The sequence below is a fragment of the Chloroflexota bacterium genome, from assembly GCA_020161265.1.
GTDB lineage: Bacteria > Chloroflexota > Chloroflexia > Chloroflexales > Herpetosiphonaceae > Herpetosiphon.
On sequence record JAIUOC010000004.1, the window covers coordinates 118,693 to 131,450 of the forward strand.

General features: G+C 48.7%; 12 protein-coding genes. 3 read left to right on the top strand and 9 right to left on the bottom strand.

Annotated features, from left to right (window positions below; genetic code table 11):
• Positions 1–44 precede the first annotated feature (44 nt).
• Together LCH85_10395 and LCH85_10400 are read left to right on the top strand one after the other, a co-directional pair.
• Positions 45–1,175, top strand: a complete 1,131-nt coding sequence (locus tag LCH85_10395) for a M20 family metallopeptidase (protein ID MCA0352394.1) — start codon at positions 45–47, stop codon at positions 1,173–1,175.
• A gap of 262 nt (positions 1,176–1,437) precedes the next feature.
• A complete protein-coding gene (locus tag LCH85_10400) occupies positions 1,438–1,899 on the top strand; it encodes an OsmC family protein (GenBank protein MCA0352395.1) in 462 nt (153 codons plus the stop codon).
• Here the strand turns inward: LCH85_10400 and LCH85_10405 are convergent.
• From LCH85_10405 to LCH85_10425, 5 genes are all read right to left on the bottom strand, one after another.
• Entirely contained in the window at positions 1,896–3,299 is a 1,404-nt protein-coding gene (locus LCH85_10405) for a hypothetical protein (protein ID MCA0352396.1), read from the bottom strand. The genes LCH85_10400 and LCH85_10405 overlap by 4 nt on opposite strands.
• Positions 3,292–4,104: a HAMP domain-containing histidine kinase gene (locus tag LCH85_10410; protein MCA0352397.1), complete on the bottom strand. Its 813-nt coding sequence runs from the start codon at positions 4,102–4,104 to the stop codon at positions 3,292–3,294. The genes LCH85_10405 and LCH85_10410 overlap by 8 nt, the downstream gene beginning before the upstream one ends.
• A complete protein-coding gene (locus LCH85_10415) occupies positions 4,101–4,790 on the bottom strand; it encodes a response regulator transcription factor (GenBank protein MCA0352398.1) in 690 nt (229 codons plus the stop codon). Before LCH85_10415 ends, LCH85_10410 begins: the two co-directional genes overlap by 4 nt.
• Before the next feature lie 391 nt (positions 4,791–5,181).
• Complete coding sequence (locus tag LCH85_10420; GenBank protein ID MCA0352399.1) at positions 5,182–6,033, bottom strand: aldo/keto reductase; 852 nt, start codon at positions 6,031–6,033, stop codon at positions 5,182–5,184.
• A gap of 98 nt (positions 6,034–6,131) precedes the next feature.
• The gene (locus LCH85_10425) at positions 6,132–6,764 is read right to left on the bottom strand and encodes an HAD-IA family hydrolase (protein ID MCA0352400.1); all 633 of its coding nucleotides are present in this window, start codon (positions 6,762–6,764) and stop codon (positions 6,132–6,134) included.
• A 298-nt stretch (positions 6,765–7,062) separates the two neighbouring features.
• Between LCH85_10425 and LCH85_10430 the strand changes: the two genes are divergently transcribed.
• Positions 7,063–7,518: a hypothetical protein gene (locus LCH85_10430; GenBank protein MCA0352401.1), complete on the top strand. Its 456-nt coding sequence runs from the start codon at positions 7,063–7,065 to the stop codon at positions 7,516–7,518.
• On the opposite strand, the gene LCH85_10435 is transcribed toward LCH85_10430, so the two are convergent.
• The 4 genes from LCH85_10435 to dnaJ form a co-directional block, all read right to left on the bottom strand.
• Entirely contained in the window at positions 7,515–9,656 is a 2,142-nt protein-coding gene (locus LCH85_10435; protein ID MCA0352402.1) for a response regulator, read from the bottom strand. The genes LCH85_10430 and LCH85_10435 overlap by 4 nt on opposite strands.
• Positions 9,653–10,528 carry an ectoine/hydroxyectoine ABC transporter substrate-binding protein EhuB gene (ehuB, locus tag LCH85_10440; GenBank protein ID MCA0352403.1) on the bottom strand — a complete coding sequence of 292 codons (876 nt, stop codon included), beginning with the start codon at positions 10,526–10,528 and terminating at the stop codon, positions 9,653–9,655. Before ehuB ends, LCH85_10435 begins: the two co-directional genes overlap by 4 nt.
• Positions 10,529–10,777: 249 nt before the next feature.
• Complete coding sequence (locus tag LCH85_10445; protein ID MCA0352404.1) at positions 10,778–11,191, bottom strand: zinc-ribbon domain containing protein; 414 nt, start codon at positions 11,189–11,191, stop codon at positions 10,778–10,780.
• A 283-nt stretch (positions 11,192–11,474) separates the two neighbouring features.
• Complete coding sequence (gene dnaJ / locus LCH85_10450; protein ID MCA0352405.1) at positions 11,475–12,611, bottom strand: molecular chaperone DnaJ; 1,137 nt, start codon at positions 12,609–12,611, stop codon at positions 11,475–11,477.
• Between the last annotated feature and the right edge of the window lie 147 nt (positions 12,612–12,758).

The following is a 12,758-nucleotide window of genomic DNA, read 5'->3' on the forward strand; positions in this document are numbered from 1 at the left end:
TGCGGTACAATACAGCTACGACTGCTTAGTGATGGAGGAAGCCCATGCCTCGTCAGCTTTTAACCTATGTTGATGCTTGCCTACCAGATCTGCTGGATGAAATGCGTCAATGGATCGAAATTGAATCGTTTACCCGCGATATTACGGCGGTTTCTTGGATGGTCAACGTGGTTGGCGAGCGTTTGAGCAAGCTTGGTGCAAGTGTCCGCAAATATAATGGCAAGCCCCAAGCAGACCATTTATTGGCAAGTTGGCCAGGCGAGGGCGAATCATTGCTCATTGTGGGCCATGTTGATACCGTCTATCCGCCAGGCACGCTTGATCAATTTCCGTTCCGCATCGATGGCGATGTGGTGCGTGGGCCTGGAGTCAGCGATATGAAGGGCTGTATTTTGCTGACGTGCGCAGCCTTGCAAGCCTTACGCCACTTTGGCCGCTGGACGAGCCGCCCCTTGAAATTTTTAATTACCACTGATGAAGAGATTGGTAGCCCAACCTCGCGGCGCTATATTGAAGAACAGGCTCGCGGTTGCCGCGCAGCCTTGATTATCGAATCAGCAGAAGAGGGTGGTTGGCTCAAAACCTGGCGCAAAAGCGTCAGCATGTATGATTTAACGATTACTGGTAAGCCCTCGCATGCGGGGGTAGCCCCCGAACTTGGCATTAGCGCGATTCACGAATTAAGCTACCAAATTGGCCAGATTTTGCCTTTGGCACGGCCTGAAATTGGCACAACGATCAATATTGGTAAAATTAATGGTGGCACTGCCACCAATGTTGTAGCCGCCGAGGCACACTGCACGATTGACGTGCGGGCATTAAAAGTTGGCGAAGCTGAGCGCGTTGATCAAGCGCTGCATCAATTAGTGCCCCATTTGGCTGGGGCAAAATTAACTTTAGAAGGTGGCGTGAATCGCCCAGCTATGGAACAAACGCCTGCCACAATGGCATTATATGCTGCTGCCGAGCAAATTGCCAATCAATTGGATTTACCGATTAAAGCTAGTGGCACTGGCGGTGGCTCGGATGGTAATTTTACTTCGGCGATCGGCGTGCCCACCCTCGATGGGCTTGGTGGCTGGGGCAGCGATTCGCATAGCTTCGATGAATGGCTCTCGATCAGCCAATTTGCCCCACGGGCTGCCTTATTAGCACGCTTGATTGAGACATTGTAGGCATTGGGGATCGGTTGTTGGGGGCTGGGGATCGGAATGAAGGATCAGGGATCAGGGGTGAAGGGTAAGGATTAAGCTTTAGCCCAGAGGAGCAGAGAATATTTAGGATTCAGGGGTCAGCGATCAGAGGTCAGGATTGATGCTTGGGCTAGCTAATTCAACTCTGACCCCTAATCCCTGAATCCTGACCCCTCACCCATTCGCGATCTTCGCGGTTTCATCCCTCATAATTCATCCTTACATCCTTAACTAGGAGTAGAGCATGGCTAGCTATAGTGTGACAATTGAGTGGGAGCGCCAGGCGGCATCATTTAGCGATGGCAAGTATAGCCGCGCTCATCGTTGGATTTTTGATGGTGGCCAAATTGTACCAGGCTCGTCGTCGCCGCATGTCGTGCCATTGCCCTACTCCGACGAGCACGCGGTTGATCCTGAGGAAGCCTTCGTAGCAGCGCTATCAAGCTGTCATATGCTGTGGTTTTTATCAATTGTGGCCGAGGCTGGCTTTGTCGTCGAGCACTATCATGATCAAGCCAGCGGCAAAATGGGCAAAAATAGCACTGGCAAAATTGCCATGACCAAAGTTACGCTCCGCCCAAACATCACTTGGCTCGAGCCAGCTCCTAGCAACGAACAAATTGAGCAATTTCATCATCAAGCCCATGAGCAATGCTTTATCGCCAACTCGGTGCTAACTCAGATCAGCATCGAGCCACAACCCTAGCGCAACAGTTGATCAAACTCCTGAGCGGCTTCATGCAACTTGCCCTGAGGTTCGCTCAGGCTCCATTCATACCATTGTTGCCCAAACGGCTGATCAACAAACCAACATAAGGCTTGCACCTGTGGATTGCTGCTGACTTCAGCCAAGGCATTGCTAAGCCAACCTTTGGGGTAATTTTCCAGCGGCGTGCGTGCTTGCTCTGGGTGAAATGTATTGGTGGCGGTGATATAAACCGGACGATTGGCGGTGCTGGGGTAGCGATTGATAATCGTCAGCCAATCGCGATAGACTCGAAAACCACGTTGAGCCTTGCCCGATTGCGCCAAATAGAGATCATTCAATGGCTCTTTGGCTGGGTCGGCGCTCCGCTCAGGCCAACCAGCTGTACTCAATGCAAAGCCATCGGGGGCAACATTAATTTGCTGTTGATGCTTGCTCCGAATCGTTTGATCAAGCAAGACCAACAAACTATTAAAATAATTAAGCCATGGCTGATTCAGCGGATCGGCCCAAGCACCATCAGCCTCGTTGCTCCAAGGGCGCACTGGCCCAACCAACAGCTGCAATTGAGGATTCAAGCCACGCATGGTCTCAATCACATTATCGTGGCGTTCGATTGCAACGCCATACCCAACTAAGATTCGGGCAACCCAAGCAGGAGTTAGCGGTTCTTGGCTGAGGCTATTTTCACTAAGGCTATTGTAGCCATTACCAATGCTATAGCCGTAGACTGCCTGCAAGCGTTGATCGTGGGCCAAGCGCTGGCAAAACCGTAAAAAGATCGCCAAGGCCGTTTCATCATTATTTGGCGGCAAACTTTGGCCTTGATCATAGGCAACGCGGATAATCACTCGCAAGCCAGCCTTATGCGCCGCCGCCACCCGCGAAGCCAAAGCATCAACACTCCATTGGCTCTCATCGGCTCGCAGCGCATACGCCAACTCCACCGACCACGCCGCCCGCCCATGCCAATCGCGCTCAGGGTTGGCAAACATTGCCCCAAGCAGGCTACTTTGGCGCGGAGTAGCGGTTGGCTCAGGCTGACCGATCATCAGACTGCCACGTTCTTGGCAACCCCGATCGCAATCGTGATAAAAGCGAATATCGGCTTGGGTTAAAGTATCGCTGGTGCTGCTCCAGCGCCATGTCCATGGCTCACTACCAGCCGCAAATTGCTGATCACGCTGTAAGCTCGTGCCATCAAGCGTCAAAGCGACATAAACCCATGGCTGATTATCGCGCACATAAATCCATTGTTGATCTTGGGCATCGCGTTCAAACCAAATTTGGGGCCAACCAGCTTGTTGGTTGGTCTGAAGTACTAAATTGCCGTCGATTGGCAAAAGCCAGTAGATGATCGAACCAAGAACGAGCAGGCTAAGCCAACGCAATTTAGTCATAGGGCAAGATCCACCATATATGTGTGCCAGTTGGCGGGCTAGTGCTGCTTTCAATCTGGAGGGTACTATGATGCCGCGCCAAAATCTGTTTGACTAGGCTCAAGCCCAAGCCGCTGCCTTCGTTATCCAAGACCCCGCGATAGAGCGGCTCGGTCACATGCGGCAAATCAGCGGCAGCAATCCCAGGCCCGCTATCTTCAATGCTACAGCGTAAACCTTGCTCACTCGCCAGTACTCGCACAATCACCAGATCGCCAGCACGACAATAGCGCAAACAATTCATCAACAGATTGAGCCAGACTTGTTTTAAACGATCAGGATGCGCCAAAACTCGCTGATGGGTTGGGTCAGCCTCGAATTGCAGTTCAATTTGGGCTTCATCGGCCATCACCCACACACTGGCAATCGCTTCTTCGGCCAATAACGCCACATTCACCGGAACCAAGGGCAATTCATCGCTTAATTCCAAACGGTGCAATTCCAACAAATCGCGCACCAAACGAGCCATGCGTTGAGCTTCGCGCTCCAAGGTGATCAACGAATGTTCGCGCACGGCTGGCTCGCTTTGTTGGTTGTGCACAATTGCGGTATGCGCTAAAAGTGCAGTTAACGGTGTGCGCAATTCATGCGAAAGTGTGCCAATAAAGGCGCGATGCTGTGCAATTTGTTGGCGTAATAATGGATCGGCGCTATGTTGGATAATTGGGCGTTTGCCACGCTGACCAAGCCACCAAGCAAAGCTGGCAACCAGCCACAGCAGCAATAAGCTTCCAAAAAGCAACGATTTGAGCGGTAGAACAATCATGGCTCACACTTTAACCGATAGCCAAAACCACGCACGGTCTGAATCGGGTCGGCATTCGCATCAAGTTGGTTGATTTTAGCACGTAAGCGTTGCACACACACATCAACAATCCGCGAATCGCCCAAGAAATTTGTGCCCCAAACGGTTTGGAGCAAGGCCAAACGCCCCCAAACATGGCTGGGCTGACGCATCAACTGTAACAAAACTCCGCTTTCTTTAGGGGTTAATTCGAGTAATTGCTCATCCCACCAAGCGCGTTGCAATTCGCAATCGAAGCGCAATTTGCCGCATTCGAATGAGCCAATCGTCTCACGTTGATGTTGAGCCAAGCGCAAAATCGCCCGCACCCGAGCCACTAATTCGGCAGGTGCAAACGGCTTGGTCAGATAATCATCAGCGCCAACCGTCAAGCCTTCAACCCGATCGTGTAATTCATCGCGGGCTGAAAGCATCAGAATTGGCAGATATTGGCCGCCTTGGCGAATTTGGCGACACAACTCAAAGCCATCACCATCAGGCAACATCAAATCGAGAATCACCAAGCTTGGGGGATTAAATGCCTGCAAATGCGAGCGAGCTTGAGCCAAACTAGCCGCCTGAGCAATCTCATAGCCTGCTTGCTCCAACAAGGTGCTGACCCCACTCAAAATCGCTGGATCATCATCGACAATCAGGATGCGACTCATAGCCCAAACCTCCAAACTGTTGCATAGCGCTATTTTAGCCAAAAAAACAAGTCTCAGAGCAACATCAGGCGTTTATCAGCCAATTGTTACCTGATTGTTACACTTGGGTGCTAGGCAGTTGCGTAGGAAGTTGCTACAATACTCAGCGAGGGGTGCGACGTGTGAATTTTAGTGTGTGGAAGTGATATGTGGTGGTTGATTGGGGTAGCCTCGCTACCCTTTTTGTTTTTAACGAGGGATCAGGGGTCAGCTATCAGGGTCTAGGTTTGATCCACAAAGAGCACAAAGGCGATTTTTTAGCCACAGATTGACATGATTATTCTGCTCTATGCTCTATGTTGTTAGTTCTATAACGTCCCTGACCCCTGAAGTCTGACCCCTGATCGCTACTTTAGGCTTGCAACTCGCGCAGGGTTTGGAAATCCTCGTCGCTCAGGGCGATTTTTTCAGCACCCATATTTTCTTCGAGATGCTTAACTTTGGATGTTCCAGGGATTGGCAAAATCACTGGCGAGCGTTTGAGCAACCATGCCAAGGCAATTTGGCCAACGCTAGCTTCGTATTTTTTGGCAATTTGATCAAGCGTGCCACCAGGCGCAGTTAATCGGCCAGCCGCCAACGGGAACCACGGAATAAAAGCGATATTTTGGGCTTCGCAGGCATCGACCATGCTTTCCCATTCGTGGTCGCCAATGCTATAGCGATTTTGCACCGAAACGATTGGCACGACTTTTTGTGCTTGAGCCAATTGTTCGTTATTAACTTCGCTCAGGCCAATATGGCGAATTTTGCCTTCGTTGCGTAAATCGCTCAGCGTCCCCAACGATTCTTCCAAAGGCACTTGGGCATCAATGCGATGCAATTGATAAAGGTCAATTCGTTCGAGTTTTAATTGGCGCAAGCTTTTTTCCAGCGAAATGCGTAGATGCTCAGGTCGCCCGTTGGAATACCAAATGTTTGGACCGCCGCGCAGCAAGCCACCTTTGGTTGCAATCACCATATCAGCTGAATAGGGGTGCAAGGCTTCGCCGATCAAACATTCGCTGACATCGGGGCCATATGAATCAGCAGTATCAATAAAATTAACGCCGAGTTCGGCAGCGCGGCGTAATACCGCCTTAGATTGTTCGCGATCGCTTGGCTCGCCCCAAATTCCATCGCCTGTGATGCGCATCGCACCAAAGCCCAACCGCCGAATTTCGAGATCACCACCAAGCCGAAATGTTAGAGAACCGAGGCTCATTGAGCTTCCTCCAAAACACACAATCAATACCGTTCAGTACTGAACCACATGTATTGTACCCCCAAAAAACCGAAAAATCTGGTTGCTCGATCAGCAATTCAATCGATCAGGCGGGTGGCAATATCGGAAACCTGAAAAAACACTTCGCGCGGCGCATAGGGGGCAAAATCTTGAATGCGGCTCATGCCCCAGCCCACCGCACCAAAGGCCAATTGAGCTTGCTTGGCCGCCTCAGCATCGCGAATCTCATCGCCAACACAGAGAATTTTTTCGCGCTCGAGGTTGGCTTTGCGCACAATTCGCTCGAAGCGGGCACGTTTGCGCAAAATCGGCACGCTACATTCATAAAACTCAACCACATTGGCCAAGGCATCGCCCAACACATGACGTACATTCTCTTCGCTATTGCTACTGACCACGCCCAAACGCACATCGGCAGCATCCAACTGAGCTAAAATCAATTCCATGCCATCGAAAAGCTGAATATTACGAATATTTTGGGCGGCCAGTTGGCGCATATGGCGGGCAATTAATGGCACTTTCCACCAAGCCACCTGCATATATTTCATCACCTCGCGGGGGTTTTGGCCGCGCAACTCGGTAAATTCCTTGGGCGTGAGTTGGCGAAACTTATATTTCTCGGCCACGCCATTGATCGCCTTGACCAACCAAGGAATTGAATCGGCCAAGGTTCCATCAAAATCAAACAATACTAGTTCGTATTTTTTCATTGGTCAGCTACCTCTAAAATTGCTTCGAGCTAAGCATACCGTGGGCTGGGTTAATTGCCAATTCTGCTTTTGTTTCCTGTAGTCTTTATGGGTTTTGTGCGTAGATTGAGGATCACTCTCCTTCCGTTCTAGCTTACAGTAGTAGTTTTTAATATTCATTCGTGATCACCACCCCTCCGCCCCGCCTCAAGGCGGGAAACGCAGGGTGTTTTCATCCCCCTGCACCCCCTAAATTTCAATTTTTGGAATTAAATTTGGTATAATTGCAACTATCAAATTCTAGGAGAGGTATTCGCTTATGCTGTATATTCCATCTAAGCGCATTATAGAATATCGGCTTGATTCGGCATTATTACATCTAATTGATACCGATCGTTATTTACTTGATGAAAATCTGCACGAACGAACAATCGTGCATAAATTTGCTAGTTATCTACAATTTATGTTTCGGAGTTGGCATGTTGACGTTGAATATAATAATAATATGGGAGATACTAAAAGATTAAACAACTATTTAGGAAAAAGAAGGCCTGTATTTCCAGATATTATTATTCATCGTCGAGGTAATAATGATAATAATTTACTTGCAATTGAAGCTAAAGCATTACAAAACCCCAGTCAAAAATCCATAGCTAGGGATCGAATAAAACTTCAAGGTTATAAAGAGCAATTAGACTATCATTATGCTTGTTTTATCTTATTTATCGTAAAAAATCCACTGAACCCTAAGCCTTATCAACTTAAATGGATCTAATCATCCAGCACCTTGCGGACTGTTTGCGCCAAAGTAGCCAATGAAAACGGCTTGCTGAGCAACAAAGGCTGTTGGGCTAATTGCTGATGTTGCGCCAAACTATGCTCGGAGTAGCCCGAAATAAACAAAATTTTGAGCTGAGGATCAAGCTCAGCAACCCGTTGGCTCAGCTCAAAACCACCCATTTGCGGCATAACCATATCAGTAATTAAGAGCTGAATTGTGCCAGTCGCTTGAGTTTGTAGCAAGGCCAAGGCCTCGGAGCCATGCGGCGCTTCGAGCACGCTATAGCCCAAGCCTTGGAGCATACGCACCAATACTGCCCGTACCTGCGGCTCATCCTCGCTCACCAAAATCGTTTCCGTGCCACGAGGTAAGTTTTGGATGAGGCTTGGAGTATCATCGAGTTGAGCTTGCTCTGAACGTGGCAAATAAATTTTAATCGTCGTGCCATGATTAATTTCGCTATACAAGCCAATATGGCCGCCATGTTGCTTGATAATGCCATAACAGGTAGCTAAGCCCAAACCAGTGCCTTCGTGATCGCTTTTGGTAGTAAAAAATGGCTCAAACGCTCGACTTTGGACTTCTTGGGTCATGCCGATGCCAGTATCGCTCACCGCAAATAAAACATAATTGCCAATTGGCACATCAACATGGGTTCGCGCATAATTAGCATCAACTGCAACATTGTTTGTTTCAACCAGCAAATTCCCACCCTGAGGCATAGCATCACGCGCATTGACCACTAAATTCAATAATACTTGCTCAATCTGGCCGATATCAACCAAAATTAAATCAATTTCAGTATTAAGTACAGTTCGCCATTGAATTGATTCTGGTAAAACTCGTTTAATCAATTTCTCCATCGACATAATTAAATCATTGATATTGACAATTTTTGGTTGGAGTTGCTGCTTACGTGCAAAAGTTAATAATTGACTGGTGAGCATCGCTGCCCGATCAGTGGCATGTTGAATTTCAGTTAATTCTTCGACCACCGAAAAGCCTTGCTGGGCACTATCAATCGCCAAGGTCGTATATCCGCTAATTGCAGTTAACAAATTATTGAAATCGTGAGCTACGCCGCCAGCCAAACGCCCGATACTTTCCATTTTCTGCGCCCGAATTAATTGCATTTGCAACTGATTGCGATCAGTTCGATCTTCGGTATGCACCATAATCAAATCTGGCTCGATAAACACATAGCTTACATATAAATCTTTAACTTGATTGACAAATTTAAATTCATAGCGAGTTTCTTGATGAATTGTCGTTTTCTCGCGTTGACAACGCTCAAAATGGCGTAAAATCTCTGGCTCGCTGCGATAAACAATTCTAGCTGATTGATTAACGAATTTGGTAATTGCTCCTTGGGTAATAATCATCGCTGCATCATTAAAACCTTCGAGAATAAAATCGTCGTCAACGCAACGCCACGTATAGGTTGGAATCGGAATACCATGATATTGCGCTCGAAATTGTTTTTCGCTGGCGGCCAATTGAGCCACCGCCAAGCGCTGCAAACCCAACAAACGATAAACAACTCCAGCAATAATCACCAAGAAAATCAGCCAACCAACTAACATCAACGAATAGCGCTCGGCCTGTCGTTTGATCGATAATTCCAAATCAAGGTACAAACGATTTTCCAACTGCTCAGCCTCAGATTCCAACTCCGAGAAGGCGATTCGACGATCAATCGTGGTTTGGGCTTGATCTTGCGGGCGATTGAGATGTTGCAATAACAAAGCTCGAAAGCTGACCAAATGCTGGCGATATTCAGTGAGCGCTTGCTGCGTTGGTGGAGTTGGCGGCAACAATTGATCAAAGACTACAACGGGATTTTTACCTTGTTGCCAATCATCAACCGCCAAAATTGCCCGATCAAGATAGGCAATTGCATCTTGGGGCAGGAGAGTTTGGTTACCATTCAAGACTTGTTCGACAATCAAATAGCCACGTTTCATATTCAAACGGGCTTGAGTCATCCCATTAAACGCCGTGATTTGCGATTGAATCATCGAGCGCATTTGGTAATAATTCCATTGCAACAGGGCAATCGAAACTAAAGCCACGCTCAATAAAGCGATTAATGGGCGTAATTCTTTGCGCCGCAACCAAGCAAAACGCTTCATGAGCCATTCTCACAACCTTGGAGCAGACTGGCGGTCGAACGATTGGGCAATTGCTCGCGCGAGAAACCAAAGGGCGCAATTAAGCCATAATGTTCGTCACTGCCAATAAATCCAATCAACTGTTGATCAATTGCTGTGCGCAAATGTGCATCCTCATGGCGCATCGCAAAAGCGCCATAGCCAATACTTAAATTTCCATCAATAATTGGTGGCACAAACGGCATGGCTCGTTCAACCTGATCTGGCGCTTGTAATACCAACAAATCAATGCTGATATCGGTCAAGGCTAAGGCATCGGCGCGGCCTGCCAGCACGGCTGCCAAGCCAGTTTGCACATCGGGCACAAATAATAATTGCTCTGAAGCAATCCCCAGTGCTTGGGCGATTTCGGCCTCACGCGCACCACGCATCACCGCCAAACGCCGATCAGGCCGCTGAAAATCGGCAAAACTCTGAATGCCCAATGGATTGGTTTTCGCGACGAGCATAGCTGGGCTGAGGGCAAAGGTTGGTTGGCTAAACGCAAGGAGTTCAGCTCGCTCACAGGTAATAAACATCCCGCTGGCGATCAGATCAAAACGCCCAGCCTGTAAGCCAGGAATTAAATCGGCCCATTCGGTTTGCACCCATTCAAGCTGAGAAACTCCTAGGCGCTGCATCACCCAAGCAATCACCACTGCCTCTTCGCCAACGACAGTGCCAGTAGCATCTCGATACGAGAAGGGCGCTTCGGGGGCATAGCCAATTCGGATCATACCAGTGCGTTGGGCACGTTCTAAGGTTGTTTCAAGCGGTTTTGCTAGCCACCAAATCAAAACTGTGAGCATTCCGATGAGGGCTAAACCAGCCACACCCCACCAAACACGACGCATGCCAGTACCTCCGTTGGAAGAGGTTGTACAAAGCTAGCCAAGCGGCTTTATTGTTCTAAGAATCAGGCTAAAAAGTGTTAAATAATATGGGCTATAGTATAACGCAGCTAATCGAGGATAGCACTAGTACTACGCCGTGATCCGTACTAAAGGACTATCCCAAAGTTGTGAGGAGTATAAAAAAACCGCCGCTCTTTGGTAAGAGCAGCGGTTTTGCTTATAAGAATGAGGATTGATTCCCCAAGAATCTTACCAGCGGTTCGAGCGTGATGATGATTGTTGGCTTTGGAAACAGTCACGGCAGTAGACTGGTTTGTCGCCACGTGGTACGAATGGCACTTGTGCAGGGCCGCCACATGATGAACAAGTGGTGGTGTGCATTTCGCGTTGACCACGATCTGAACTGTAACCGCCACGATCTGAACTGTAACCGCCACGATCTGAGCCATAGCTGTTGCGGCTATAACCACCACCGCCACCGCCACGGCTTGAGCTTTCGTAGCCACCGCCACCGCGATTTTGTTTGCGGGCTTGGCGGCAGTTTGAACAGCGAGTTGGCTCGTTGTCAAAGCCTTTTTGTGAGTAAAATTCTTGTTCGCCAGCAGTAAATACGAACTCGTTGCCACAATCGCGGCAGTTCAACGTCTTGTCGGTGAAGCTCATTCGCTTGTTTCTCCAACTATGGTAATGTATCCAATTGTTTCAGGTTGGAGTCACGAAGCTCAGGGAAGAGATTGCATATCCACTCAGTCCGAGGTAATGTGAGGAACCAAACCATGTCAACGCAACCATTGTACCAAAAGTACTCACGAGTTACAAGAGGCAAAATCGACTTTTTGCCTATGAATTTAATCGCAAGTAGTAACAATGGGTGAAAAAGTGGTTAAACCAAAGGTGCAAAGGGTAGGTAGCTAGTTAGCCGACTCTACCCCTTAACCAAAATAGCTTAACTCCCGAAGATTTTGCTCCAGAAGCCGCGCTCTTTTTGCTCGAAATGGTCCATACCCATGGTTTCGCCAAGTTTTTGGAAAAGTTCGCGTTGCTCGTCGTTGAGCTTGGTTGGCACACGCACTTTGACCACAACCATCTGATCACCACGGCGGCCCAAATTTCGCCCCGATGAATCAATATAGGGCACGCCTTTGCCACGCAAGGTAAAGACTGTACCATCCTGCGTGCCTGCTGGCACATTCAACGGCTCGTCGCCGTCAACAGTTGGCACATTGAGTTGTGCTCCCAAAGCAGCTTGCACCAGATTAATTGGCAGTTGCAGCAGAATATTGTTATCTTCACGTACAAAGAAATCGTGTGGTTGCACTCGCAAGTTGACATACAAATCGCCAGCCGAGCCACCACTTGGCCCACTATCGCCAGCACCACCAATCCGAATCCGCATGCCATCGTCAACGCCCGCTGGTACGGTCAGTTTGCGCTTGACGGTCTCACGAACGCGGCCTTCACCTCGGCAGGTTTTGCACGGGATGGGAATAATCACGCCGCGACCATTACATTGGTCACAAGTGGTTACCGTGACCATGTTGAGGAAGGTGCGGACACGCATTTCGCCCGAACCTTGGCATTTGGGGCAGCGGGTCGGTTCGGTGCCAGGCTCTGCACCATTGCCACCACAAGGCCCACACGATTCAAGCCGACGGTAATCAAGCTCTTTTTCGGTGCCAAAAATTGCTTCTTCAAAGCTAATTACGAGGTCGGCACGTAAATCGGCTCCTTGGCGGGTGCCACCACGGCTACCACCGCGTGCACCTTGGCCAAAAAAGGCATCGAAAATCGTGCTGAATGGATCGCCGCCAGCACCACCAAAGCCGGCAAATGGATCAAAGCCTTGACCACTACTGCCAGCATGACCAAATTGATCATACATTCGGCGTTTTTGGTCGTTGGAAAGCACTTCGTAGGCTTCGGTCGCTTCTTTGAATTTATTTTCAGCCTCGACGTTGCCTGGGTTGCGGTCGGGGTGATATTGCATGGCCAACTTGCGGTAGGCCTTCTTGATCTCGTCAGGCGAGGCACTTTTGCCCACACCCAAAACCTCGTAGTAATCGCGCTTTGCCTCGGTTGCCATACATATCCCTTATGTAGAAGGATGAAGGATGAGGGATGAATTATGAACATCCCTCAACGCTGCATACCTTAGGTTTGTAATGTAAGTTCTGCTATTGCTGTCTAAAACATATATTCAATGATGAAGAATCAAACTACCTTGCTAATT